The sequence below is a fragment of the Paenarthrobacter nitroguajacolicus genome (assembly GCF_051027655.1).
GTDB lineage: Bacteria > Actinomycetota > Actinomycetes > Actinomycetales > Micrococcaceae > Arthrobacter > Arthrobacter nitroguajacolicus.
Window position 1 is genome coordinate 3,952,497 of sequence record NZ_CP073234.1, and the last position, 25,517, is coordinate 3,978,013.

26 protein-coding genes are annotated in these 25,517 nt (G+C 62.4%); 14 read left to right on the top strand and 12 right to left on the bottom strand.

Features of this window, described 5'->3' with window-relative positions; translation table 11 throughout:
* Positions 1–80: 80 nt before the first annotated feature.
* Positions 81–764 carry an SRPBCC family protein gene (locus tag KCX59_RS18555; RefSeq protein ID WP_179017636.1) on the top strand — a complete coding sequence of 228 codons (684 nt, stop codon included), beginning with the start codon at positions 81–83 and terminating at the stop codon, positions 762–764.
* 98 nt (positions 765–862) lie between these two features.
* Here KCX59_RS18555 and KCX59_RS18560 read toward each other — a convergent pair whose 3' ends face one another.
* On the bottom strand, positions 863–2,896 hold the full coding sequence (locus KCX59_RS18560) for a rhamnogalacturonan lyase (RefSeq protein ID WP_178994160.1): 2,034 nt from the start codon (positions 2,894–2,896) through the stop codon (positions 863–865).
* 370 nt (positions 2,897–3,266) lie between these two features.
* On the opposite strand from KCX59_RS18560, the gene KCX59_RS18565 reads away from it, so the two are divergent.
* Complete coding sequence (locus KCX59_RS18565) at positions 3,267–4,409, top strand: LLM class flavin-dependent oxidoreductase (protein ID WP_179017637.1); 1,143 nt, start codon at positions 3,267–3,269, stop codon at positions 4,407–4,409.
* A gap of 39 nt (positions 4,410–4,448) precedes the next feature.
* A complete protein-coding gene (locus tag KCX59_RS18570) occupies positions 4,449–4,883 on the top strand; it encodes a rhodanese-like domain-containing protein (protein WP_179017638.1) in 435 nt (144 codons plus the stop codon).
* On the opposite strand, the gene KCX59_RS18575 is transcribed toward KCX59_RS18570, so the two are convergent.
* The 4 genes from KCX59_RS18575 to KCX59_RS18590 form a co-directional block, all read right to left on the bottom strand.
* On the bottom strand, positions 4,847–6,361 hold the full coding sequence (locus tag KCX59_RS18575) for an MFS transporter (protein WP_179017639.1): 1,515 nt from the start codon (positions 6,359–6,361) through the stop codon (positions 4,847–4,849). The two genes, KCX59_RS18570 and KCX59_RS18575, sit on opposite strands and share 37 nt — an antisense overlap.
* Before the next feature lie 89 nt (positions 6,362–6,450).
* Complete coding sequence (locus tag KCX59_RS18580) at positions 6,451–7,611, bottom strand: LLM class flavin-dependent oxidoreductase (protein WP_178994152.1); 1,161 nt, start codon at positions 7,609–7,611, stop codon at positions 6,451–6,453.
* Between the two features lie 21 nt (positions 7,612–7,632).
* The gene (locus KCX59_RS18585) at positions 7,633–8,292 is read right to left on the bottom strand and encodes a methionine ABC transporter permease (RefSeq protein ID WP_179017640.1); all 660 of its coding nucleotides are present in this window, start codon (positions 8,290–8,292) and stop codon (positions 7,633–7,635) included.
* A 2-nt stretch (positions 8,293–8,294) separates the two neighbouring features.
* Positions 8,295–9,422 carry a methionine ABC transporter ATP-binding protein gene (locus KCX59_RS18590; protein ID WP_179017641.1) on the bottom strand — a complete coding sequence of 376 codons (1,128 nt, stop codon included), beginning with the start codon at positions 9,420–9,422 and terminating at the stop codon, positions 8,295–8,297.
* Between the two features lie 221 nt (positions 9,423–9,643).
* Here KCX59_RS18590 and KCX59_RS18595 point away from each other — a divergent pair, with 221 nt between their 5' ends.
* The 7 genes from KCX59_RS18595 to KCX59_RS18625 all read left to right on the top strand — a co-directional run bounded on the left by KCX59_RS18595 (position 9,644) and on the right by KCX59_RS18625 (position 14,509).
* Complete coding sequence (locus KCX59_RS18595) at positions 9,644–10,528, top strand: MetQ/NlpA family ABC transporter substrate-binding protein (RefSeq protein ID WP_179017642.1); 885 nt, start codon at positions 9,644–9,646, stop codon at positions 10,526–10,528.
* A 58-nt stretch (positions 10,529–10,586) separates the two neighbouring features.
* A complete protein-coding gene (locus KCX59_RS18600) occupies positions 10,587–11,951 on the top strand; it encodes an LLM class flavin-dependent oxidoreductase (protein WP_178994144.1) in 1,365 nt (454 codons plus the stop codon).
* Complete coding sequence (locus KCX59_RS18605; protein ID WP_256871443.1) at positions 11,948–12,223, top strand: hypothetical protein; 276 nt, start codon at positions 11,948–11,950, stop codon at positions 12,221–12,223. The genes KCX59_RS18600 and KCX59_RS18605 overlap by 4 nt, the downstream gene beginning before the upstream one ends.
* 30 nt (positions 12,224–12,253) lie before the next feature.
* On the top strand, positions 12,254–12,508 hold the full coding sequence (locus tag KCX59_RS18610) for a GNAT family N-acetyltransferase (RefSeq protein ID WP_434122526.1): 255 nt from the start codon (positions 12,254–12,256) through the stop codon (positions 12,506–12,508).
* A 201-nt stretch (positions 12,509–12,709) separates the two neighbouring features.
* A complete protein-coding gene (locus tag KCX59_RS18615; RefSeq protein ID WP_178994140.1) occupies positions 12,710–12,880 on the top strand; it encodes a hypothetical protein in 171 nt (56 codons plus the stop codon).
* A 298-nt stretch (positions 12,881–13,178) separates the two neighbouring features.
* The gene (locus KCX59_RS18620; RefSeq protein WP_218649243.1) at positions 13,179–14,327 is read left to right on the top strand and encodes a glycosyltransferase family 2 protein; all 1,149 of its coding nucleotides are present in this window, start codon (positions 13,179–13,181) and stop codon (positions 14,325–14,327) included.
* An 8-nt stretch (positions 14,328–14,335) separates the two neighbouring features.
* Positions 14,336–14,509, top strand: a complete 174-nt coding sequence (locus KCX59_RS18625; RefSeq protein WP_166660328.1) for a hypothetical protein — start codon at positions 14,336–14,338, stop codon at positions 14,507–14,509.
* A gap of 108 nt (positions 14,510–14,617) precedes the next feature.
* On the opposite strand, the gene KCX59_RS18630 is transcribed toward KCX59_RS18625, so the two are convergent.
* Positions 14,618–15,994 carry a hypothetical protein gene (locus tag KCX59_RS18630; protein ID WP_256871444.1) on the bottom strand — a complete coding sequence of 459 codons (1,377 nt, stop codon included), beginning with the start codon at positions 15,992–15,994 and terminating at the stop codon, positions 14,618–14,620.
* 241 nt (positions 15,995–16,235) lie between these two features.
* On the opposite strand from KCX59_RS18630, the gene KCX59_RS18635 reads away from it, so the two are divergent.
* Positions 16,236–16,715 (top strand): NUDIX domain-containing protein, encoded by a 480-nt coding sequence (locus KCX59_RS18635; RefSeq protein ID WP_179017809.1) that lies wholly within the window; start codon positions 16,236–16,238, stop codon positions 16,713–16,715.
* A gap of 27 nt (positions 16,716–16,742) precedes the next feature.
* Here KCX59_RS18635 and KCX59_RS18640 read toward each other — a convergent pair whose 3' ends face one another.
* Genes KCX59_RS18640 through KCX59_RS18650 form a run of 3 tightly spaced genes read right to left on the bottom strand, consistent with a single transcriptional unit; the run spans position 16,743 to position 18,024 of the window.
* Positions 16,743–17,531: an alpha/beta fold hydrolase gene (locus KCX59_RS18640; RefSeq protein ID WP_370629189.1), complete on the bottom strand. Its 789-nt coding sequence runs from the start codon at positions 17,529–17,531 to the stop codon at positions 16,743–16,745.
* A 56-nt stretch (positions 17,532–17,587) separates the two neighbouring features.
* Positions 17,588–17,779, bottom strand: a complete 192-nt coding sequence (locus tag KCX59_RS18645) for a helix-turn-helix transcriptional regulator (RefSeq protein ID WP_054808874.1) — start codon at positions 17,777–17,779, stop codon at positions 17,588–17,590.
* On the bottom strand, positions 17,776–18,024 hold the full coding sequence (locus tag KCX59_RS18650; protein ID WP_256871445.1) for a hypothetical protein: 249 nt from the start codon (positions 18,022–18,024) through the stop codon (positions 17,776–17,778). Before KCX59_RS18650 ends, KCX59_RS18645 begins: the two co-directional genes overlap by 4 nt.
* Before the next feature lie 267 nt (positions 18,025–18,291).
* Between KCX59_RS18650 and KCX59_RS18655 the strand changes: the two genes are divergently transcribed.
* On the top strand, positions 18,292–18,864 hold the full coding sequence (locus KCX59_RS18655; RefSeq protein ID WP_179017643.1) for an MOSC domain-containing protein: 573 nt from the start codon (positions 18,292–18,294) through the stop codon (positions 18,862–18,864).
* 94 nt (positions 18,865–18,958) lie between these two features.
* Positions 18,959–19,651: a hypothetical protein gene (locus KCX59_RS18660; RefSeq protein WP_256871446.1), complete on the top strand. Its 693-nt coding sequence runs from the start codon at positions 18,959–18,961 to the stop codon at positions 19,649–19,651.
* A gap of 29 nt (positions 19,652–19,680) precedes the next feature.
* Here the strand turns inward: KCX59_RS18660 and KCX59_RS18665 are convergent, their stop codons facing one another.
* Positions 19,681–21,654: an ABC transporter ATP-binding protein gene (locus KCX59_RS18665; RefSeq protein ID WP_306294670.1), complete on the bottom strand. Its 1,974-nt coding sequence runs from the start codon at positions 21,652–21,654 to the stop codon at positions 19,681–19,683.
* On the bottom strand, positions 21,651–23,384 hold the full coding sequence (locus KCX59_RS18670) for an ABC transporter ATP-binding protein (RefSeq protein WP_179017645.1): 1,734 nt from the start codon (positions 23,382–23,384) through the stop codon (positions 21,651–21,653). Before KCX59_RS18670 ends, KCX59_RS18665 begins: the two co-directional genes overlap by 4 nt.
* 159 nt (positions 23,385–23,543) lie before the next feature.
* On the opposite strand from KCX59_RS18670, the gene KCX59_RS18675 reads away from it, so the two are divergent.
* A complete protein-coding gene (locus tag KCX59_RS18675; RefSeq protein WP_179017646.1) occupies positions 23,544–24,542 on the top strand; it encodes an aldo/keto reductase in 999 nt (332 codons plus the stop codon).
* Between the two features lie 6 nt (positions 24,543–24,548).
* Here the strand turns inward: KCX59_RS18675 and KCX59_RS18680 are convergent, their stop codons facing one another.
* The gene (locus KCX59_RS18680) at positions 24,549–25,454 is read right to left on the bottom strand and encodes a helix-turn-helix transcriptional regulator (protein ID WP_179017647.1); all 906 of its coding nucleotides are present in this window, start codon (positions 25,452–25,454) and stop codon (positions 24,549–24,551) included.
* Positions 25,455–25,517: the final 63 nt, after the last annotated feature.

Consider the following 25,517-nt stretch of genomic DNA (forward strand, 5'->3'; position numbering starts at 1 on the left):
TGGGCTGGCCGGGCCTGTTATTACCCTCCCAAAAGCTCGATAATGTAAGTATGCTGATCAATATCGAGTAGGAGGACATGATGACCACGAAAGTGAACAAGACCATCATGGTCAACGTTCCGGTCAGTACGGCCTACAGGCAGTGGACCAAGTTCGAGGACTTTCCGCACTTCATGGGCGGGGTCGAGCGCGTGACACGGCTCAGCGACGACCGGCTGGAATGGGTGGCCGAAATAGCGGGCGTCCATCGCCGCTGGGAGGCCAAGATCGTTCAGCAGGACGTGGACCGCGCTGTGGCCTGGGCCGCCGTCGAGGGTGCCAAGAATGCCGGCTGGGTTGATTTCAAGGAGGCGGGCCCCAGCCAGACGTCCCTGCATCTGTCCCTGGAATACGAACCGCACGGCGTCCTCGAATTCCTGGGAGACAAGTTGCACATTGTTGAAAGGCAGGCTGAGTCAGACTTGAAGAAGTTCAAGGAGTACATCGAGAAGCAGGCACCGGAGACCGGCGTCGAGACCACGGGGTCAACCACCACGGCCAGCGCCACCGGCACGGGGACTTCCGGCACCCCCACCTCGGATTCGCCGCCGATCGTCGATCCCGTCACCCACGTCTTTGACCAAACCAACGGGTTGGTGGACCTTGAGGGCGACTCCGATGAAACCGCTGACAGCGACACCCGCAGTGCCGCCGAACGGCACGACGACGAGGACCGCGGCCCAGGCTTCATCCCGCCGCTAGGTGGGCTGCCGGGACAGCGGTAAGCCCCAAAGAGTGAATGCCGCCCGGGTTCAACGCGACCCCGGCGGCATTCACTTGTTAAGCACCCTGTTGTAAAGGGTCTTCGCCGGCAGGGAACCGGCTACTTACTGGTCCCCGTGTAGACGACGTCGGGAATCGCCGGAGCCTGCATGCCCTCACCAATGAAGAAGCTCGGGTGCGGCGGCTGGTTGTAGGCGACGTTTTCGCGGGCCACAGCTGTGCGGTAGACCGTGTCATGCATGAGGGTCCTCAGGCGAACCTCGGTGGGGGCCGTAGTGGTGTAGATCCGCAACTCGCTGCTGTCGGTGGACGGCCAGGCGATCTCTTCGCGCCAGTCACCCAGGATGTCCGCTTGGATTGACGGGTTGCCCTTGGTGGTGTTGTTACTGCGTGCACCTTCGGCAGTCAGGAGCCGATCGCTGGACTCGGTTTCCCAGTTCCATTTGGAGATGGTGGGAACGCCGCGGGACAACGTTGCGTCATAGTCGTGGTCCACAATTTCGCGGAGCAGGTCACCATCCCACCATGCCAGGAAGTTCGCGGCGGGGATCTTCCCGGCGATCAGCTCGCCCTTGGCCGATACCAACTGACCAACGGGTGAATCCCACGCGGCCGTACCTCCGACGGCCCAGCCTTCCGCCCCGGCATAGCGGGGATCGATGTCACCTGCCGCACCGCGACCGGTGTCCCTGGCCGCGGGGATGCTCCAGAGGACTTCACCGGTAGCGGCGTCGCGGAATGTTGCTCCACGGTTGCCGCTCTGGCTCATGCTCTCGTGGACGGCGAACGTCTCCAGCCCAGGCCTGGACGGGTCGAGGTCGCTGGTGTGTATGGCATCGCCGTGGCCAAGCTTGGTGTTGTAAAGAGGCTGGCCATTGTCGTCGATGGTCATGGAACCGAAGACGAACTCGTCCTTGCCGTCCTGGTCCACGTCAGCAACGGACAAGTTGTGGTTACCCTGCCCCTTGTATTCATCCCCGGCAAGGTTCGAATCGAAGGTCCAGCGCTTCACGAGCTTGCCGTCCACCAGATCGTAGGTGACCAGGACGGTGCGCGTGTAGTAGCCGCGGCTGACCATCATGGATGGATGCACCCCGTCGAGGTAGGCCACGCCGGCCAGGAAGCGGTCTACGCGATTTCCGTAGTTGTCGCCCCAGCCGCCGACAGTGCCACGCGGGGGCTCGTAGGCCACAGTGTCCATGATGGTGCCGGTCCCGCCCTTGAAGACGGTCAGGAATTCAGGACCGGAAAGTATGTAACCGGCACTGTTGCGGAAGTCGGCGTTGGCGTTCCCGATGACCGTTCCGGCGGCATCGCGGGTGCCGTCCGCTGTCTTGAGGGAAACCTCAGCCTTGCCATCGCCGTCGAAGTCGTAGGCCAAAACCTGGGTGTAATGCGCGCCGGCGCGGATGTTGCGGCCCAGGTCAATACGCCACAGCTTGGTGCCATCGAGCTTGTAGGCGTCCACGTAGACGTTGCCCGTGTATCCGGACTGGGAGTTGTCCTTGGCGTTGGAAGGTGCCCAGGTTTGAATGACCTCATATTTGCCATCACCGTCGAGGTCCGCGACAGTCGCATCGTTGGCGGAGTAGGTGTAGGGCTTCCCGTCAGGCGTCACTCCATCGGCCGGCTTGTCCAGCTTGATGGCCACATGGTTCTGCGCCAGCGGCGTCACCGCTTCGCTCAGCTTGTCCTCGCCTTGCCCATTCCCGACGGTCTTGATGACGTAGTTGGACTCCGCCGTTCCATCCGGGTCCACGAACATTGTGGCATTTCGGAGTGGTTCCGGGGTGATGTTCACCCCGTCGCGCAGGACCTGGAAACCGACGCTGTCCTTGTCCAGGCCGAGCATGCGCCAGCTCACCGTGACGCCCTGATCCGTCAGGACAGCAACCGGCGCCCGATCCAGGTTCTCCACTTGCCGCTTGAGGGTGGATGGATCCTTCGCAGCAGGCACGACGCCGGGGAGGCCGGCTTGCGCTGCTTGCGGGAGTTGGGCGGGGGCTGCTTGAGCGAGCGGGACGCCCGTCAGCGCGATGGCGGCAGCGGCAAGTGAAGCAGAAGCCGCCATGGGAACGGCCTTCCAAGTCCGGTTACGGGTACTGCGGTAGGAACATTTCGAGGGGTAAGCCAAAGAACATCTCCTTTGATGCTGGGCGGCAGGGGGATCTGCCGCACCTTGATTGGAACGTTTCACACACCACGAACAGAACCGCCTCCAACCTTGGGGCGATGGTGCCGCGGCATGAGAAAACGCTTTCCGCCCCCAAGGTTTACCAGTGCCTCATTCCCCCGGTCAAGACTTTGACAAGAAATACCTGTGCGAATTCGTTGGGGAATGTTCGGATTTGTACCGGGGTCTTAGCAATTGATGCAGGGATCGCAGACTCGTAGCCGGAGGTCCTTATGACGGTCCGTTTCGCCGGATTTCGCTGGATTTAGCCCCGTTGAGCGGGGTGACGGATCCGCTTTGGCTGAGGCACTGCGCTCCGTAGTGTCGTGCCATGCCGAAGCCTTCAGTTACTCCCCTGTCCGTCCTTGACCTAAGTCCGGTGTCAGCCGGGCAGACCCCCGGCGAGGCTTTGCGCAGCACCCTTGACCTTGCCGCCACCGCAGAGGCTTCCGGCTATTCGCGGTACTGGTTGGCCGAGCACCACCTCAATACCGGCGTTGCTGGTTCTGCTCCGCATATCCTTGCCGGTCTGGTGGCGTCGGCCACCAAGACCATCCGCGTGGGAACCGCGGCCACCCTGCTGGGAAACTACAAGCCGCTTCAGATTGCGGAGAGCATCGGAACGCTCGCCGCGGTCTTTCCTGACCGTTTGGACCTCGGCTTTGGTCGCTCCGGGCCGCCCAAGTCTCCCAGCGAACCGGCACCTGGGGTGGTGCCTGCAGCTGATGTGGCCGCTGCCGGCGACCGTGTGATTGACGGTCTGCTGATCCCCTCCCCACGCCCTGTCTTCGGTGCCGTCCTTCCCCGGAAGTTCCGGCTGCAGGGGGAACTGCTTGGCAGAGTCCCTGGCGATACCGACAATTTCGAGACCGACGTGCAGGACATTATCGGGTTTTTCACAGGCGACTATCGGACGAAGCACGGCGAGGAAGTCACGGCAACACCGGCCCTTGGCCAGGCGCCGCAGTTCTGGATCCACGGCTCAACAGCCGGACCAAGTGCCCGGCTCGCTGGCAAGCTGGGTCTTCCCTTCGGCGCGAACTACCTCGTAGCACCGGCAGGGGTGCTGGATTCCATCGCTGAGTACCGGTCCCACTTCGAACCGTCCGCCGCCTTGCAGGAACCGCATGTGATCGTCTCGGCGGACGTGCTGGTGGCCCCGAACGAACATCAGGCTCAGCGCTTGGCCCGCGGCTACGCCCAGTGGGTTTACGGTATCCGCAGCGGCCAGGGCGCCATCCCCTACCCTTCGCCGGACGATGCCCTTGATCTTCCCTTGGACGTGGAAGCCGAGGAACTGACCAAAGACCGTGTGGATACCCGCTTTGTGGGCGACCCCCACCAAGTCAGCCACAAGCTACGCGCGCTGCAACACGCAACCGGAGCCCAGGAACTCCTGATCACCACCATTGCCCACCACCACGCCGACCGGCAGAGCTCGTACCAATTGCTCGCCGAGGCGTGGGGTCTCTAGTTTTCCGGATTACCAACCACCAAATACAAAGGGAGCAATATGTCCATCGAAACCGAAGTGCAGGATACCCAGCTGATCACCGCTGATGAAGCAGCAAAGCTCATCGAAGAGGGCGCCCTACTGATCGATGTCCGCAGCGAAGGCGGCCGCGCCAGCACAGGCGCGGTTCCTGGTGCCGTGGTGGTCAACCGCGAGCATGTTGAGGAGGACTTCAACCCTGATTCCGCCCATCGTTTGGGGCAGGTCAGCGGGAAAGACCAAAAGATCGTGGTGTTCTGCGGCTCCGTGAACGGCTCACGTCCCGTCGCGCAGAAGCTCAAGGTCCTCGGCTATGCCAACGCAGTCCACGTGGATGGAGGGTTCCCGGCCCTGCGCGACGCCGGCGTCCCCACCACGGGTCCAACGGTTGCGCCCCTTGAAACAGCCCCGACAACAGCTCAGGCGTCAACCGCTTCGGTGGCTTCAGAGCGCTGAGTACCTGCCGCCGTCGTCGGGGCTTCCTTTCCGGAAGTCACGACGGCGGCATTTCTGTTTCTGCGGTCCCGCGCCTCACGCAGCCAGTCGAGTCCGCCCGCAAGCAAGGCGACACCAAGCAGAATGCAGCACATGACGATGCCTTGGTGGAAGGCATCCTTTGACGCTTCGCCGGTGGCCGCTCGGTGCGCGTCCAGGAACATGCCCGCCGCCGCAGCCGAGCATAGTGCTGCAGCAAAACGTTGGCTGAGCTGGTAGAAACCTGCTGCCACTCCGGCGGCGCCTACGGGTGCGTGAGCGAGAGTCAGTGTCTGGTTCGGTGCGACTACCAGGCCGGTCGCCACTCCTTGGAAGAGCCCGACGGCGGCCACGGCAAGGGCCGCTGTCCCGCCGTCGAGCCCTTGCACGAAAAGGTCCTTGGCTACCAAGCAGGCCAGACTGCCCACGAGCGCGAAGACGATCCCACCACGTCCGTATCGGGCTACGAAGCGCCAACTGAAGCTGGACGCCAACAGCATCCCGGCTGCTTGCGGCGCGAGGATGGCTGCAGCTGCCAAAGGAGCCATTCCGCTCCCGGCAAGGAAGTAGAACGCCGTCACAGCGGCCATTCCGGCACCGACACCGAACTGGCAGAGCGCCACAACAGTGCCCAAGGCATAGCCCCTGGATTTCATCAGCGCGGCACTGATCAATGGAGTTCTGCCGCGCCGGTGGTAGAGAATTTCCCAACCGGCGAAGGCGAGGAGCGCACCCCCGCCGATCGCCAGCGACGTCACGGCAATAGTGCCTGCACCGTAGATTGTCGGGATGAGCGAGGCGATCACCACACCGCCGAGCAACAATGCGCCCAGGATGTCGATCGAGGGCTTCGCCGTGCCGTTTCGCGGGTCTTTGCCGGCCGGCCGTGGCAGTAGCCGGAAGGCCAGCGGAACCAGAACCAGCACCAAGGGAACATTCGCCAGGAACAGGATCCGCCAGCCGATCGACGGGTCGCCCAGTGAGAGGACGAGTCCGCCGATCAGCGGGCCGCAGACCGCAGCGGAACCCCCGGCGGCAGCGTAGGCACCGAGGGCTTTGGCGCGGTCGGGCCCGGAATAGACGTCCTGCAGGAGGCCAAGCACCTGCGGATTCAGGGTTCCCGCGCCGAGCCCTTGGAGGAGCCTGGCGATGATGACCAGTGATGGGTCCGCGGCCAGGCCGCCCAGCAGGCTCGATGCGCCGAAAACAGCAATGCCTGCGATGAAGAGGGTTCTCCGGCCGACAATGTCCCCAAGCCTGCCCGCGGGAACCAACGCAACACCAAACGCCAGTGAGTAGCTCGCCAGGATCCATTGCACAGAGCCTGAATCGGCGTGGAGCGAGGCGGACATCGCGGGAACCGCCAGCACGAACATTGACTGGTCAAGGAGCGTGATGAATCCTGCGCCCAGGCAAAGCCAGAGGGCAGAACGTTTGGCGTGATTTCCTGGGCCGTTCATCGCGTTCCTTCCTGACCTGTTTTGCCTCGGTGGATGATCGAAAACAACCACATAGGGTTGGTTTGGGCCCGGAGGCCACTCAAAGAGGGTCAGGAGGCGCCAGCCAACACGCGTGCCCGCGCCGCTGCCTGGCCTGCCCGGAGTTCCTCGGCGGTCCGGCCATGCTCCCGGTGCGCCACTTCCTGTTTCAGCTGCGGGATCACGTGCTGGCCAAACTCAAGGGCATCAGGGACGAAGTCGTAGCCGCGAAGGCCGAAAATCTCGAAGCCGAGCTTGTGGTAGTCCAGAATCGCCTGCGTGACGGTGTCGTAGGAGCCCACCAACGCCGTCGCGCTTCCGCCTCCACCACCCGCCGCTTTGGCAAGGGCAGTCCAGAGGGCGCGGTCGTGAAGGTCGCCGCGTTCCGCCGCCGCGAGGAGCCGCTGGGTACCGGCGGCTTCGGGTTTCTGGTTGTAGTGGCGGACAGGGTCGATGACCTCGCCGTTGTCCCGGCGGGACTCGAGCCTCGCAAGGACGGTTTGGGCCTTCTCCCAGGCCAGCTCGTCCGTAGCGGCAACGATGGGCCGGAAGGCTATCTGCCAGCGCAACGGCTCACGGCGCCCGAGCGACGCAGCCCGTGCAAGGATCTGTTCCTGCTGGCCGGCGGCATCGGCTAGCGGTTCGCCGAAGAGCGCATAGATATCTGCCTCAGCGGCGCCCACAGCCCAGGCCGCTTCGGAAGAACCACCAAACGAGATGCCGGGCCGCTTGCCGTTGAAAGGCCCCAAGCCGCTGGCGAAATTCTCGAATCTGTAGTGCTCGCCGGACCAATCAAACGATTCTCCGGACCACGCCCGCCGCACGATCTGCATGTACTCCCGCGTCCGGCCGTAGCGTGCGTCCTTGGCAAGGAAGTCCCCTTCGCGGGCCTGATCTGTCTGGCTTCCGCCCGTGATGAAGTGCACGGTCAACCGGCCTTGGGCGATGTGGTCCAGCGTCAGGAAGGACCGGGCCGCAAATGTGGGGTGCGAAACGTTGGGCCGGTGCGCCAACCGCAGTTGGATCCGTTCCGTATTGGCCGCAACCCACGCAGCATGGATCGAGGGATCCTGCGTAGTGGAGTTGTAGGCGAACAGGACGTGGTCCCAGTTGTTGTCCTCGTGGATCCTGGCAATGCGGGCAGCGTAGTCAGGGTCGAAAAAGGACGTGGTGGCCGGCGAAGTTTCCGTGGAATCATTGCCGGCACCCATACCGAGGAATTCGATGGGCATTGTGGTTCTCCTAACAGAGAGTTAGCGGCGAAGGATGCGCTGGGCCAGGAAGTTACCCAGCAACTGAGCGGCCTGCACCATGACGATGATGATCAGGACGGTCACCAGCGTGACTTCCCAATTGAACTGTTGGTAGCCGTACATGATGGCGAAGTTGCCCAAGCCGCCGCCGCCGATGTACCCGGCCATGGCTGACATGTCCACGATGGCGATGATCATGAACGTGTAGCCCAGAATCAGCGGTGCCAAGGATTCGGGGATGACCACTGACCAGAGGATGTGCAGCCGGCTGTCGCCCACAGCACGCGCGGCTTCCACAACGCCGGGATCGGACGCTACCAGGTTCTGTTCCACCACCCGTCCAATAACCACGCCGGCCATCAGCGCCATGGGCAGAATCGCCGCCGTGGTGCCGATGGTGGTGCCCATGATGATCAGGGTCAACGGCGCAATGGCCGTGATGAAAATGATGAAGGGGATGGGCCGGATGACGTTGACCACGAAATTCAGGACCGAGAAAACACCCTTGTTCGCGAAGAGGTTTCCCGGCCGGGAGGCGTAGAGGGTGACGCCTAACGCGAGACCGGCGGCGCCACTGAGCAGGACGGTGATGACCACCATGTAGATGGTCTGCTGGAAGGATTCGCCCAGCACGGGCAGGAGCGTTGTCCAGTCGGTCATGGCTATTCTCCGGCGTTCGCGGGGACGGGGGCTGGAAGGTGCGGTGAGGCACTGGCGGCAGCTGCCGCCGTCGAAATTTGGCGTTCGACGGCGGTGACGTTGCCTAAGTCGGCGAGTGCAGCGTCAATGGACGCGTCGCTGCCTGTGAGCTCGTAGGTGAGTGTGCCGAGAATTTTGTTCTGGATCTCGGTGACACCGCCGAACACCACGCTGGATCCCACGCCGTGTCGTTCGAAGGTGGCGGCCACGAGCGGGGTGGGCGCAGCCTCTGAGATGCCAATGGATACGAGCCGGCCTGGATGCGCTGCGGCAAGGCGGCTAACCGTGTCCGCTTCCGGAGTGCCATGCACGGCCGTGGAGACGAAGCGTTGGGTGGAAGCACTTTGGGGGTCCGCGAACACCGAGTAGGTTGGTCCGGCTTCCACCACGCGGCCGGATTCCATCATCACCACGGTGTCGCATATCTCGCGGACCACGTGCATTTCATGGGTGATGACCACGACTGTGGTGCCGAGTTCTTTGTTGATGCGTCGGAGGAGGCGGAGGACATCCCGGGTGGTCTCCGGGTCCAGGGCGCTGGTGGCTTCGTCGGCGAGCAGGATGTCCGGAGCGTTAGCCAGCGCGCGTGCAATTCCCACGCGTTGCTGCTGGCCTCCGGAGAGACGCCGGGGGTAAGAGCCGGCCTTGTCCGCGATGCCCACGAATTCCAGCAGCTCGTCTACGCGGGGCTTGATCTTCTGCTTGGACCAGCCCGCTACCTTCAAGGGATAGGCGACGTTTCCGAACACGGTCCGGGACTTCAGGAGATTGAACTGCTGGAAGATCATGCCGATGCCGGAACGGACTTTGCGCAACTGGCCTTCGGGTAGGGCGGAGATGTCCTGCCCCTTGACGAGGACCTGCCCCTCAGTGGGACGTTCCAAGCCGTTAAGCAGCCTCACCAGCGTGGATTTTCCGGCACCCGAATATCCGACGATTCCGACGACGGTCCCCTCTTCAATATCCAGGGTGACGTCATTGACGGCGCGTACCGGCTCCGCGTGCCTGCCGCGGTTGCTGCGTTGCCCCCGGTTGCCGCTTTGAACCGGGAACACTTTGCTGACGCCGCGCAGCGAAACGATCGCGCTCACCGGAGCCTCCTTTTGGGTTGGTTGGATGCCCATTCCAACAGCGCCCCAGCCCTCGTATCGAACCCAATGACCCCCTGTGAACTGCGGTTTCTTTCCTTGACGATGCGCGTCGGAGTGTTGCGAAGACGTTCGATTCTCACCATGGCAACTGCCTAGCGTGAGGCAGGGGGAACACCCCGTACCTTCCATTCGCATCAATACCCTTTGTACGGAGAAGCATCATGAAGAACCGCCTGTTAGTTGCCGCCGTCGGCCTGATTGCCGCCCTATCGCTCTCGGCCTGCGGGGGTGCCTCAAGTGGTTCGTCAACCGCTGCGAACACCAAGGTGGTTATCGGTGTGGACGACGGCGCCGAGGAACACTGGACGCTCCTGAAGAACAAGCTGAAGGACCAGGGCATCGATCTCGAGGTCAAGAACTTCACCGATGGTGCGCAGATCAACACCGCAACACAGCAGGGCCAGGTGGACATCAACCTGTTCCAGCACTTGAAGTACTTGTCCCAGTTCAACGTCAACAGCAACGGCACGCTGGTTCCGGTTGGAGCTACTGCGGTGTACCCGCTGGCGCTCTACTCGGAGAAGTTCAAATCTGTTGAGGAGCTCCCGGCCGATGCCGAGGTTGCCATTCCCAACAACCCCACCAACCAGGCCCGCGCCCTGCTGAATCTGCAGACCGCAGGGTTGCTGCAGCTCAAGGACGGCGGTAACTCCCTGTCTACCCCGGCTGAGATCACCTCGAGCAAGATCAAGGTTGTCCCGGTGGACAGCAACCAGACGGTAAACGCGCTGAAGGGAACCACGGATGCCGCCGTCGTCAATAACACGCAGGCCCAGAAGGGCGGCTTGGGGGACGAGAAGATCATCTTCAAGGAAGACCTGAATTCGGAATCCCTGGCTCCCTACATCAACGGCTTCGTGGTGAAGGCTGACCGCAAGGACGATCCCACGTGGAAGAAGATCGTGGATGCCTACCACTCCCCCGAGGTGGAAGCCTCGGTGACCAAGCTCAATGACGGCAACCTTCAGTTCAAGGCTGATTGGACTGCGGCCAAACTGCAGGAAGTCCTCACCGCCGAAGAAGAAGCCATCAAGAAGACCAAGTAGCTGTTTGCAGGGTGCCCGCCTTGTTGCGGGCACCCTTCGAATATTCAGGAACAGGCCCATGAACCAGACACTCATCAGCGAACGCCAGCAGATCCATTTCTTCGCCTACCTCGTGGGCACGGGCATCCATCTGGCTTCATGGCGCCACGAAACGGCTTTCCCCCAGGCCAGCATCGATTTCAGGCACCAAGTGGAGCTGGCCGGAATCGCAGAAAAGGCCAAGTTTGATGCCATCTTCCTGGGCGACTCCCTCGCGATCGACGAGACATCCAACCCCGGCATCCTCAACCGGTTCGATCCCATCGGCCTGGTCACAGCCCTCGGAGCGGTCACCAGCAACATCGGCCTCATCGCAACATCGTCCACCTCTTACGATGAGCCGTTCAATTTCGCCCGTGCGGCCCTGACGGCGGACCACATCAGCGGTGGACGCGTCGGCTGGAACATCGTCACCACCCGCGACCTCACCAACAGCACGGCCGGCAACTTCAGCGCCGATGAGCATCCCGACCACAGCCTCCGGTACCGCCGCGCCGAAGAGTTCGTTGAGGTTACCCAAGGCCTGTGGAATTCCTGGGGCCCGGACGCCTTCCTCTACAACAAGGAAGCCGGGCGGTTCTTTGACCGCCAAAAACTCAGCCGCCTGGACTATGAGGGTGAGTTCTTCAAGGTTGCCGGTCCACTCAACATCGGCCCTTCCCCTCAGCACTCCCCGTTGCTGGCCCAGGCTGGAACTTCCGTCCCGGGCCGAAAACTGGGCGCGAAGTTCGCCAATGCCCTGTTCGCAAGCCATCCGGACATCCCGCAAGCACGTAAGTACAGGGATTCAGTCCGGGCCCAAGCCGTAACGTTCGGCCGAAATCCCGACGAAATCTACGTCTACCAAGCCATTTCACCCGTTGTGGCGGACACCCGCGAGGAAGCCCTGGAACGCATCCGGGAGCTGGACGACCTCATTACTGACCAGCAGGTCCTGGACTTTCTCCAGGAGTACTTCACCGGCCCTACCCGCGAAGGCACAGTCGATTTCACCGGGCTCGGAGCGGACGCCACCGTGGCCCAATCCGGCATTCCCACCATCGCGCAGCCCAGGGCCGATTTTCGCTCTGCCGGAGAGCAGATCCAAGGACGCGAAGAGGAGGTAACGCTGAAGGATCTCTACTCGATCCTCACGGGCGACAAACGCAATCATGACTTCATCGGGACCCCACAGCACGTTGCCGGTTCTTTGGCACGCTGGCATGCAGAGGGCGCCGCCGACGGCTTCAACCTCATGTTCTCCCTGCTGCCCCAGGACCTGGAGCGCTTCACCTCCGGGGTCATTCCCCTGCTCCAAGAGCGCGGCGTCGCCCGCCGCGAGTACTCGGGCACAACGCTCAAATCCCACCTCGGACTCGATCCGCAGCCGAAAGGACAACCATGACCACCACAGCAAACGTCGTCACCGGCACGTACGTGATCCGGGAGGCTCGCCAGGAAGAGTACGACGCCGTGGGGCGGCTGACGTACGAGGGCTTTGGTCACCATCTTCCCGGCGCGCACCAGCCGGACGACGAGCGCCTTGGTCTCCTGCTGAATGCCGCCGCCCGGGCACGGGAAGGTGTGCTGCTGGTGGCCGAGGACGAGGAATCCGGACGCTTGGTGGGAACGGCAAGCCTCCTCCCCTACGGCTCCCGGTTGAGCCGCCAGGCTTAGGAAGGCGAAGTTGAACTCAGGCTCCTCGCGGTGTTGCCCGAAGCCCGCCGGAGCGGACTTGGCCGGAGGCTCCTGGACGAATCAGCCCGCATTGCGGCCGACAGGGGCGCAGAGCGCGTGGTGCTGGACACCGCCGTCGACAACGAACCTTCCCAGCGCCTTTACCGCCGCCTGGGCTACGTCCGCCGTCCTGAGCGGGAGAAGGAACGGCCAGCTCCGAAGGTGCAGCTGGTGGTTTACACGCTGGACGTGCCGCCCGCGGCCGGAGGCAGTCCCCACGGTTAACCTGCACGGTTAAACGGAGTCATAAGCAACGTGTAATCGGTCACACTTAGCCGGATTTACTTGTCAACCGTGGTGGGCAGCATGAACCATGAATGAGGGAATTCGTTCCCATACAAGCTGAATCAGCAATCCTCACCGACGAGGATGCGGCCCCTGCGAAGAAGCTTGGGGCTGTTAACGGCCTGAGTGAAAGTACTGACAATGACGACACATACTGACTCCATCACGCTGAAAATCTGGGACAAGTCGGCAATCGACCACACCATCGATGCCGCCATTGAATCCCTCTCACACCGCGCTGCCGCCGAAAATTGCGGAATCGCAGTTACCCTGAGCGGCCCTAAGACCTTCACGGTCAGCCTGAACCGCTAAGCAGCTCAAGAACTACGCAAGAGGACGACGCCGGGACCTCCCGACGTCGTCCTCTTGCATTTAAGCGCCTCCCGCAGTTGTACGCCTCCCCCGGCGTTTTACGGCTCGTGACGCGAACAAGTCCGGGTTCCACCGGGAAGTTGGCACCAGTGGTCCCTACCCCCACCCGTTCGTGACGCCATACAGAAAGTCCTGATGGAACCTTGAGACTTCCTTGATGGTTTCCCTCCCCTGATCTTGCGTTCGCGTTGGAAGTCTAAGTGAGTCAACGCTTCAACGCCTGAACGGAGGGATCACAATGCTCACGGAAACCACGGCCAACGCAGCTGCACCGGCCCCGGCTAACGCGCCGGAGACGGTTGTCAGGCCGCGACGATCCCACCGGGCGCCAGGCGGGGTGGTCACCGTCCTGGTTCCGGCACACAACGAGTCTGCCGGCATCACCGAGACGCTGCTCTCCTTGAATAACCAGACTCAGCGCCCGGACCGCGTGATCGTGGTGGCAGACAACTGCACCGATGACACCGAAGAGCTTGCCCTCGCTCAGGGCGCCGAAGTCATGCGCACCGTGGGCAACAAAGACAAGAAGGCCGGTGCCCTGAACTTCGCCCTCAGCGAGCTCCTTCCGGATGCTGACCCGGAGGACCTGTTCCTGGTCCAGGATGCCGACTCGCAACTGGCCCTCGACTTCATCGAGAACGCCACCAGGAACCTGCTCGCGGACGAACTGCTAGGCGCTGTGGGCGGAGTGTTCAGCGGCGGTCCGGGCGGCGGCTTTGTGGGCCATCTGCAGCGCAACGAATACGCCCGTTACGCGCGTGACGTGAAGCGACTTCACGGCAAGTGCCTGGTAGTGACCGGCACAGCGGCGCTTTTCCGCGTCAAGACATTGCGGGACGTCGTGGCCGCCCGGTTGAAGGGCATGCTCCCTCCCGGCAACGGCAACGGCGGCGTCTATGACACCTCGGTGCTGACCGAGGACAACGAACTCTCCTTTGCCCTGTTGACCCTGGGCTACCGCATCGCATCTCCATCCAACTGCACGTTGGTCACCGAGGTCATGCCCACGTGGCGTGAACTGTGGTCACAGCGACTGCGATGGAAGCGCGGCGCGGTGGAGAACTGCGTGCAATACGGATGGACCAAAGTAACCAGGCCATATTGGGGACGCCAGTTTCTTTCCATGATCGGCGTCTTAGTGACGCTGGCCTACTTCGGCTCCCTCCTGTTCGCGTTGATTTCCGGCATGGGCCTGAACCTTCAGCCCTTCTGGATTACCGTCACCGGCATTTTCATCCTGGAACGCATAGTCACTGTGCGTTACCGGGGCTGGAGGTACATGCTCCTGGCCGCAACCATGTACGAAACCGTCATCGATATCTTCCTCCAAGCTGTCCACGCCAAGGCGTACCTGGATGCAGCATTCAACAGAAAGAAAGTTTGGTAAATCGACTCATGTACAACAACGCAGTAACCCCAGTGACAGGGGCAGTAGCAGCTGGAATGGGCTCAGGCACGCTCGCATTGACCGGAGCCGGAGACCTCTTCTGGTTCGCACTGGCAGCCTTTGCCATGCTGGCTCTCGGACTCGCCGTTAAGAGGATCGTTCCAGTCCGGGCACAAAAGTAGGCTAAAAGAACCACATCAAGCAACGAACCCGCAGTTGTGTCGCTACCTCCAGCGCGACACAACGGCGGGTTTGTTGTATTCGCCGTACTGGTCTACAGCCTTATTGGTCTACAGAACCGGGGTCGTGCTGGCTGAGTACTTGACCACCGTGGTGTAGCCGGCTTTAGTGCCGGTAACCCGCACGCTCATCGCGTCAGCCTGGTCAGCACTCACCAGCTTGTAGGAACGGGCTGTTGCCCCGGGGATTGCCACACCGGAGCGATACCACTGATACGTCAAGGTGGTCCCGGACGTCCACGTACCAGGATTGGCAATGAGCGTTGAACCCACTGTCAGCGTTCCCGTGATAGTCGGTGTAGGCGCTACCAAAGTACCGGCAACTACTATCGCCGTGGGAGCAGACTCCCTGACGGCAGTTGCGTAGCCGGCCTTGGTTCCCGTGACGCGGACCGTCAGGCTGGTGCCCTGATCCGCGGCGGCAAGGACCCTGGTGGCGCTGGTTGCGCCGGCAATAGCCGTGCCGTTCCGGAACCACTGATAGCTCAGGGCGGTCCCGGTGGTCCAGGTTCCCGGAACTGCGGTCAATGTTGAGCCCACGGCTGCCGCGCCTGAGATGGTGGGTGTTGGCGCAACGAGCTGACCTTGGTTCGCGGGAACGAAGGAGAAGTCCCGGATGGTGACTGTTTCGGGCACCACGTGTGCTGCATCTCCGCCTCCACCGCCTGCTACCCAGAGGTTGAAGTGAACCTGTTCCTTGGCCGGGAGCGGGACCGTGGGTCCCTCCAAAATGGTTCTCTTGAGCAATGTGCCGTCGTAGCCTTCCCCAGCAAATGTCTCGTAAGTCAGCTTGCCCGGTTCCCAGACCATCCTGTGGGTGAGGATCGGGGCATTTGTGACATCAAAAGTGACGGTGTTGTTTCCCTGCCCCGGGGGCAAGCTGGCGTCAAACCAATATCCATGCCCTTGGGTCACAGGCCAGTTTTCACCGTAAGCGGCGCCCCCACCCCAGGCCGAGGCTTCACAAAGGTCAATCTCCGTATAGCCAGGCACCGCATTAGGGTCGTAGGTGAACAGGCATCCCCACACCACTTCCTTCTGGAGGGCGCTGACATCCTTTTCCACGGTTGTGCTGTATGTTCCATAACCGAAGCCTTCACGCGTGGATTGAAATTCCGCTCCCTTCGGAGCCGATCCCGTGGGGTTGCTGATGGACAACTTGACGTACCCGTTCGCGTCCGGGCTGCTCACGTTATTGGCATCCCAACTCGCGTTATACATGGGCGCCCCGCCCCAAAAGCGCTTCTGCCAGTTGAACCCTTTCCACGCAAAGCTGCCCACCGGGCCAGGATCCTCAGCCATGGGCGTGGTGTCCGCTGCATGCGAGGGGCCTGTTCCTGTGAACATCGATAAGCCAACCGCAACGACGACGGCCAACCCCATTGCTTTTCTTCCCCCACGTGGAAGGAGCCTCACTGACAATGCCATAGCTGTTTCCTCCTGCTGATGCGCCCGGAACCGTCAACGGCTGATGCCGCTGACCGCAGCGACGTTCCACCCCCCCCCGAGAAACGCCTGTCCTCGATTATCAAGTAGCCAGGGTCCTGCCGGAAGCGAAATGAACAAGCAAATTCGTCCACACAACATCAATTGGATAACGGCGCCAACTCCACGAGTAGCCTTGACGTGGTTGGGAATTTTCGCGCAGGGTCTTACCCCGGGAGGGCACATCACAATTCGCAGCGCAGGCATCCTCCTTCACCGACGAAACACCGCCGGTCAATTGGAACTGTGGATAGCCCACATGGGTGGGCCCTTTTGGGCCCGCAAAGATGAACACGCCTGGTCAATTCCCAAGGGAGAATTCCCCGAGGACGAAGACCCTTTGGTTGCCGCCCAACGGGAATTCACCGAAGAAATTGGCACACCACCGCCAGCGGCCCACTACGACCTCCTGGGCGTTTTTCGGCAGCCCTCCGGCAAACTAATCACCGCGTTCACTGCCGAAGCCACCGACTTTCAACCTCAGCAGATTGTCAGCAACACCTTTCCCATGGAATGGCCCAAGGGCTCGGGTGCCATCAAGGAATTCCCGGAGATCGATGACGCCCGATGGTTTGAGGAACCCGTAACCCGGACAAAGCTCGTCAAGGGGCAACTCCCTATCGTCGACGCCTTGGTCCGGCACCTTGGTGGGCATTCCCTCTAGGGCCGACCACCCAAGCAGTCCTGCCAATTATCCTGACGAACGGCTCTTTCCAGCGATGAATTGCCGGATCCACTCAACCGTTTCGGGATGGTCCAGGTGCAAGCCATGACCAGCACCAGGAACCCTCACCAGCACCGAGCGGGGAATGTGCTCGCGGAGGAGCAGCGCGTTGGGCAAGGGCGTCAACGCGTCCTCGATGCCGTGAAGGATCAGAGTCGGCGACTGGATGGAGCTGAGATAACGCCAGGCATCGTGCTCGCGGCTGGCCTTGAAGTGGCGCACTTTGGCCCATGCTGACGCGTGGGAGTTGAAGAACGTGTGCGTCGCCGCGGGATTGCTCCGGACCCAATCCGCGTCGAAGAAGAGCGGTTCAAGCCGGGACATGTCACCACTAACCAGCGCATCCAAGGCCGCCCTGTCCGGCTGCATTCCGGCGCCCGGCGATCTTCCACCGCTCGTTGCGGCGAGGATCAGAGTGCGGACTTTCTGCGGGTAGTCGATAGCCAGCCACTGCCCAACTCGACCACCCATGGAATGACCGTACACGTGTGCTAAATCCACCCCTGCAGCGTCAAGGACAGCTGCTGCATCCTCCGCGAGGAGCCGCGTAGTGTAGCGCTCGGCTTCGCCCTTCCCACTCCGACCTATCCCCCGGTGATCAAAACGGATGACGCGGTAATAGCGGGACAGAAGCTCCGCCGTCGGACCCCAACCATCCATGGCTGTCGCCTGGCCGGCGATGAGCAGCATCGGCTCACCTTCGCCTTCCGATGTCCAGGCGATTTCAGCGCCGTCGGCGGCCTCAGCAAAGTTCACCGTGCAACAGTATCGGGGAGGGGCTCATAGCGCTGCGGCGTGGGACACAAAGCACCTTAGTCCGCAGTGAAAATGTCCTCAATGGCACAGTCAAACGTCCGTGCGATGAGGAAGGCCAACGGAAGCGAGGGATCAAACTTCTCCCGTTCGATCGAGATGACAGTCTGTCGGGAAACTCCAAGTGCCGCCGCCAGGTCCGCCTGTGTCCAGCGCCGTTCGGTGCGCCGCTCCGCGAGGTTGTTCTTCACTTGAGCGCGCGGTGGCGAATGGCCACGTATCGCAGCCCGGCGTCAACCATACTCAGGGCAATCAGGCCAAAAAGGACCGGAAGTGCGTCCACGGCGAAACGGCCGATGGCCAGCACCAGTGAAGCGACCACGATAGCGACCAGGACATCCAGGAAAGCCCCCGCTCCCGCTTGCCGCATCCACTGCAATTCCACGCTCTGCTCGCCGTGCGGATCGCGGGTGATCGTGTGATTGGATACGAACACCTTGCCCCCCCCAGGGACATCGCCGGGTAGGCGGCGCAAAGGGCGCCGATCGCTGCAGCGAGCCAGAAGTCATCCGGGTTCGATGCTCCCACCAGGACGGAAACCACCACCGTCAGGATGGCGCCGAGGATGATCGCCAAGACGTAGTGGTGAGCCGGCGCCCGCCTCGATGTAAAGGAAGCTTTACTCATGGGAAAAGTAAAGCATCCTTTACTTTGGCGGGCAATAGCTGATGCGTACTGTCCAAGCTGGGTCTAGCGTTGAGGGATGACCGCTGAGTACAGGTACGGCGTCGATGTGCTGCACCTTTTGGTGTCGCCGGCACACGCCTACTTTGGCCGTGCACGCGAGGGGGCGGCAGATGTCCCCACTACCGATGCCGGGCAGGCCGAGTTGGTGGCGGGCAAAGGCATTGTTGGCGACAGGTTCTTCGGTAAGGCCGCACACATGGATGCCGCCGTGACGTTGTTCGCGATGGAGGCCCTCGAAGCCATCGCGTCGGAACTCGAGGCCGGTCCCTTGGATCCCCTGCTGACCCGGAGGAACGTTGTCCTCCGTGGAGTAGAGTTGGCGCCTTTGCTTGGCCATGAGTTCACGCTTGAGTCCGGTGAGGACACTGTGCGGCTCAAAGCCGGGCGACCGGCCCATCCTTGCGCGTGGATGGATGAAATGCTTGCCCCGGGCGCCCATAAGGCGATGCGTGGGCGTGGCGGCGTCCGATGCCAGGTCATCGCTGGAGGCGTGTTGCATCGGGGTCCCGCCGTGCTGAGTAGTCCTGTGCCGCTCGACCCAAGGACGGCCGGGGACGCCAACGTGCTGCGCCCGTCGCGGTTGCCTTAAGCATCTCCACCCTGCGCCTGCAAAAGATGCACCCGCGAAAGTCAGGAGCCTGTCAATCAAGCGTTTCGCCGCATAGGGTGGTCAGGTGGATACCGTGAGCAGCAAAGTGCAAGTCGTCGCCGGATCCGCGTTTGCCGCGGTCTTCCGGGCCATCAAGGTTGTGCGTCCGCAGAGGCCGATCCACCCAAAGGGCATCCAGCTGGTCGGAACTCTGGAAAGGGACTCCAGTGTGCGCACGCCCTCGGGCATCCCTTGGCTGGACACCGCCGGGAGCAACGTGGTGGATGCCAGGCTTTCCCGCTCGATCGGACTGCCAGACGCCTTCCCGGACATCATCGGACTGGCCGTGCGCTTCACAGAGCAGGACAAACTCTCGGACATGCTCCTTGCTACCACCGGACCGACAGGACTTGGGCGTTTCATCCTCCGGCTCCGTCGGGATGCCGCGGCGGCGGTTTTCTCCAGCATGATGCCCTACAAGTCTGATGACGGCCCCGTTTTGATAGCAGCAAGGACCATCAGGAGCCCGAACAGGTTGCCCGTCGAACCGAGCGCTTTCCGCTCACTCCTTGGCAGCGGTTCGTGGATCCTTGAACTCCATCACGCCAGTCCGCTGGGTCCGTGGACCAGGTTCGGAACGTTGACCCTCAGCCTCGCCGACTCCGTGGGCCAAGATACCGCTGAGCGATATGATCCGGTCCTCAATCCGCTTCCAACAGCAGGAACGTACGGCTGGACGAGGCGACTGCGTGAAACTTCCTACGCGTTGGCCCGCCGACGCGGGTAGCTGGGCCAGAAGCCACAGGCCCAATAAATCTAGGGTTCAAGCGCAGCTGGTGCCGCGAACTGCGCCTCATACAGCCGGGAGTACGCCCCGCCCGAGGCAAGCAGTTCGGCGTGGGTCCCCTGCTCAACGATCTGCCCGGCTTCCATCACCAGGATGAGGTCGGCGTCCCGGATAGTGGAGAGCCGGTGGGCGATCACGAAGCTGGTCCGGTCGGACCTCAACGCGTTCATGGCCTTCTGGACCAGTACCTCTGTGCGGGTATCCACGGAGCTGGTGGCCTCATCAAGGATCAGCACCGATGGGCGGGACAGGAAGGCCCTGGCAATGGTGAGCAGCTGTTTCTCACCTGCCGATACGTTGCCGCCTTCGTCGTCGAGCAAGGTGTCGTACCCTTCGGGCAGCGACTTTACGAACCGGTCCACATACGTTGCTTGCGCGGCCTCCATGATCTCGGTCTCGGAAGCGGAGGGGCGCCCATAGGCGATGTTGTCGCGGATCGTCGCGCCGAACAGCCAAGTGTCCTGAAGGACCATGCCCATGCGGGACCGAAGTTCGTGCCGCGGGATCGAGGCGACGTCCACGCCGTCGAGCGTTATCCGTCCTGAGTCCAGTTCGTAGAAGCGCATCATCAGGTTCACCAGGGTGGTCTTGCCAGCTCCCGTCGGCCCAACTATCGCGATGCTCTGCCCCGGCTCCGCCACCAGGCTGAGGTCCGTGATCAGTGGCTTGTCCGGCGAGTACCGGAAGGACACATTCTCGAATACGAGGCGCCCGCGCGACGGACCCGACGGCGGAACAGGGTCAGGTTCGGCCGACTCTTCCTCCTCATCCAGCAAGTCGAAAACCCGCTCGGCCGAGGCAACACCGGACTGCAGCATATTCGCCATGGATCCGAGCTGAGCCAACGGCATGGTGAACTGCCGGGAGTACTGGATAAATGCCTGCACGTCGCCCAACTGCATTGAGCCCGAGGCCACCTGCAGGCCACCAACCACGGCGATCCCCACGTAGACCAGGTTCCCGATGAACGTCATGGCCGGCATGATCAGACCGCTCACGAACTGCGCCCCGAAGCTCGCCTGATACAGCTCGCCGTTCTTCGCTCGGAACCTCTCCTGGACTTCGTTCTGCCGTCCGAACACCTTCACCAGCGCGTGCCCGGTGTACGTTTCCTCGATCTGGCCATTGAGTTCGCCGGTGTTCTTCCACTGCGCCACGAACAGTTTCTGCGAGCGCTTGGCGATCAGCAGTGTAGTCCCCAGCGTCAACGGAATAGTTACTAAGGCAATCAGCGCCAGCAGCGGCGAGAGCAGGAACATCATCACCAGCACGCCCACCACCGTCAACAAGGACGAGACCACTTGGCTGATGGATTGCTGCAGGCTTTGGGAGATGTTGTCCACATCATTGGTCACCCGGCTCAGCAGCTCACCGCGCTGGATGGAGTCGAAATAGCGCAGGGGCAGCCGGTGGATTTTCGCTTCAATTCGCTGGCGGAGGCGGTACACGGTCCGCTGCACGACGCCGTTGAGTACGTACGCCTGAATCCAACCGAACGCCGAGGCCAGGACATAGAGCGCCAGCGCCCACAGCAGCACCGAGGCCAGCGCCGTGAAGTCGATTCCGACGCCGGGGGTCAGGGTCATGGCCCCCAGCATGTCGGCCTTGCTGTCCTCGCCGGATGCACGCAAGCCTGCGATCACTTCGGCTTTGGACGCGCCTTCGGGCAGCTGTTTGGAGACGACGCCGGCGAAGATCAGGTTGGTGCCCTCGCCCAGCAACCGGGGGCCGATGACGGACAAAGTAACGCTGACCACCGCGAAGACCAGCACCATTATTAACCAAAAGCGTTCAGGCCGCAGTGTCCCCAGCAAACGCCGTGCCGAGGCGCCAAAATTCGAGGCTTTCTCGGCAGGAATGTTCATTCCGGCGAAGGGGCCTCCGCGGCCCGGGCCCATCGCCGGCCGCTGCGGACCACGGGGACCGGCTGGCACAGCACTCATGCCGCGTCCTCCGCCGCGAGCTGGGAGGACACGATTTCCCTGTAGGTTTCGGAGGTCTCCAACAGCTCATCGTGCGTTCCGCGCCCAACGATCCTGCCGTCGTCGAGCACGAGGATCTGGTCCGCGTCCGCGATGCTGGAGACGCGCTGCGCGACGATCACCAACGTGGCGCCGTTGGTGTGGCGCTTGAGGGCCTGCCGGAGCCTGGCGTCGGTGGCGGTATCCAGGGAGGAGAAGGAGTCGTCAAAGATGTAGAGCTCAGGTTGTTTCACCAGTGCCCGGGCGATCGCGAGCCTTTGCCTCTGCCCGCCGGAGACGTTGGTACCACCCTGCGAGATCGTCGCATCCAGGCCGCCCTCCATTTCCAGCACGAAGTCCTCAGCCTGGGCCACCCGGAGCGCCTGCCACAAATCGTCCTCAGTGGCATCGGGCTTGCCATACTGAAGGTTGCTGCGGACCGTCCCGGAGAACAGGTAGGGCCGCTGCGGCACCAGGCCGATGTGCCCCCACAGGAGGTCCGGGTGCAGCTCCCGAACATCCACGCCATCCATCCGCACGGATCCGCTGGTCGCATCGAACAACCGAGGCATGAGGTTCACCAAAGTGGTCTTGCCAGCCCCGGTGCTGCCGATAATGGCGGTGGTCTCCCCCGCCCGGGCGGTCAACGAAAGCCCGCTCAGCACCGGCTGCTCGGCACCCGGATAGGCGAATCCGACGTCGCGCATTTCCAGTTCGCCGCGGCGTATCCCGCCCGTGACCGGATTCGACGGCGGCTGGACGCTTGACTCGGTGTCCAGGACCTCGCCGATGCGGTCGGCGGAAACGGACGCGCGCGGGATCATCACGGCCATGAACGTGGCCATCATGACGGACATGAGGATCTGCATCAGATAACTTAGGAACGCGATCAGGGTGCCCACCTGCATGGAGCCGTCCTCGATCCGGAAAGATCCGAACCAAATGACCGCCACGCTGGAAACGTTCATGACAAGCATGACCACAGGGAACATGAGCGCCATCAAACGGCCGGCCCGGAGCGCAACATCAGTAACGTCGTCGTTCGCTTTGCCGAACCGGGCAGCCTCCATGTCCTCGCGGACGAAAGCCCGCACCACACGAATACCGGTGAGCTGCTCGCGGAGGACCCTGTTCACGGCGTCGATCCGGACCTGCATCTTCCGGAACAGCGGCACCATCCGCGTCACGATCAGCCCGACCGCCACCAGCAACACAGGCACGCAAACGGCAATCAGCCAGGATAATTGCGCGTCCTGCCGCACAGCCATGATCACGCCGCCAATGCTCAGCATGGGAGCGGCGACCATGAGCGTGCAGGACATGAGGACCAGCTGCTGCACCTGCTGGACGTCGTTGGTGGACCGGGTGATCAAGGACGGCGCCCCGAACCTGGTGACCTCCTGCTCCGAGAACTCCCCCACCCTTGCAAACACGGCGTCCCGCAGGTCGCGGCCCATTCCCATGGCTGCCTTCGCGCCGAAGTACACGGCCACCACCGCACACGCGATCTGCAGCAAGGTAATGAGCAGCATGAGGCCGCCCATGCGCAGGATGTAGTCGGTGTCCCCGGTGGCCACCCCGTTGTCGATGATGTCGGCGTTCAGGGTGGGAAGGTAAAGGGAAGCGATGGACTGGGCCAGCTGGAAGACGACGACGGCGATCAGCAGCCGCTGATGCGGCCGCAGGAAGCGAACAAGTACCTTCCACAGCATGGAATCTCCGAGCCAGGCGATGTGAACCGAAGGCCAGTTTACGTCTGGTTGCTGTGGGCAACTAGGGGAACTGAGGGGTAATGCCAGGGACTCCCTCGCATCTCAGCATGGCCATACCGTCGAGGTAGCAATCAGCTCGAACACCATAGGAGACCAACCATGGAAAAGCGCACACTCGGCACCGGCGGCCTTGAGGTTTCCGCCATTGGCATGGGATGCATGAGCATGACAGGCGGCTACAGCGAGAGGCCGGACCGCGAGGAAATGATCTCGCTCATCCGCACAGGCGTGGAGCGCGGCGTGACGTTCTTCGACACCGCCGAGATCTACGGACCCTACGCTAATGAGGAACTCGTCGGCGAAGCACTGGCCCCGTTCAAGGACCAGGTGGTCATCGCCACCAAATTCGGTTGGGACATTGACCCCGCCGCGCGGAAAGCCAGCGGCAAGGTCACCAGCCGCCCCGAGGTCATCAAAGAGGTAGTCGAAGGATCACTGCAGCGGCTGGGAGTGGACGCCCTGGATCTCTACTACCAGCACCGGGTTGATCCGGACGTCCCCATCGAGGACGTGGCGGGTGCCGTCAAGGAACTCGTCGACGCCGGAAAAGTGAAGCACTTCGGCATGTCCGAGGCTGCGGCCGGCACCATCCGCCGGGCCCATGCAGTCCTTCCCGTGGCTGCCGTCCAGAGCGAGTACTCGTTGTGGTGGCGCCGACCGGAGGAAGAAGTCCTGGACGTTTGCGAAGAACTTGGCATCGGCTTCGTTCCCTTCAGCCCGCTGGGCAAGGGCTTCCTGACCGGCACCATCAACGCTTCCACCAACTTCGAATCCGGCAACGACATCCGCAGCACCATCCCCCGGTTCACCCCGGAGGCCATGCAAAATAACCAGGCTGTGGTGGACCTGCTCGCCGGCATCGCAGAACGAAAAGGTGCGACGCCGGGCCAGATCGCCTTGGCATGGTTGCTGGCGCAGAAGCCGTGGATCGTGCCTATTCCAGGCACACGGAAACTGCACCGCCTCGAAGAAAACCTGGCGGCGGCCGACGTCGAACTTTCGCCTGCAGAGCTTGACGAGATCGAAGCCGCCGCAGCGAAAATCACCGTGGAGGGTGGGCGCTACAACGAGGCCGGCGAACGGATGACAAACCTCTGACCCGCACTAGACAACAGCCTTCCGGCCAAGCCCCAACAGTGCCGCCTGCGTCCCTGTCCCGCTTTTGGGCAGGTAGGTAAAGAGGCGAAGGGCGGGAAACTGCGGCACGCCCAGAACCATGGGGGCGAAGCTGAGCCGGCCGAGTGTTGGGTGGTCGTAGACAACGTCCACATGGTACGAGTCGCTCACCACCTGGCGCTGCCACAGTTCGTTGAAGGCCTTCGAGACCTCACAGAGGCTCCGGGCCATGGTGTCGAACCGGGGATCGTCAGGGAACTTGGCTGATTGCGCACGAAACTGGGCAACCATGGATCGGGCCATCATCTCTTTGTGGACGTGGGGCCGGGCAAGCTCCGGATCGGTGAAGAAGCGGTGGAGGCAGCTTTCGCCCACCCGGGTATCAAAGGTGTCAGCCGCGGCCGGGTTCATTGCCACGACGGTCCAGAACGGGTCTGCGATGTAGCTGGGATTTGCCATGGCATCCACCAGTTGCTGCAGAAGCGCCAGCTGGGTGTTGTCGACGTCGAAACGCTGTCCCCCCTCCCCGGTCCCCTCAAAGCCGCTGTGAGCGGCTTGTCTGTTGCCGGCGTCAGGGCTGGGCCGACGCCCGGACGCCAGCCTGCGGACATAGTTCCTGTCTTCCGGGCTGAGCTGCAGGGCATTGGCTATCGCGTCCAAAATTTCTGCGGAGGCACCGATGGCCCGCCCCTGCTCCAGCCAGGTGTACCAGGAGACCCCAACGTTCGCCAGGACGGCCACCTCTTCCCGCCTGAGTCCGGGAGTCCGGCGTCGTGGGCTGACCGGTAACCCGACGTCCTCCGGCTGGGTCTGCCCGCGGCGGGTGCGGAAGAACTCGCCTAGTCGCGCGTGGTTGGACCGCGCTTGGTGGGAAGCAGAAGGATGGGTGGGCATGGGTTCTCCACTAATGACGAGCGTCCGGCCGACCGCTTTATGGCAGTCGGCCGGACGAACGGG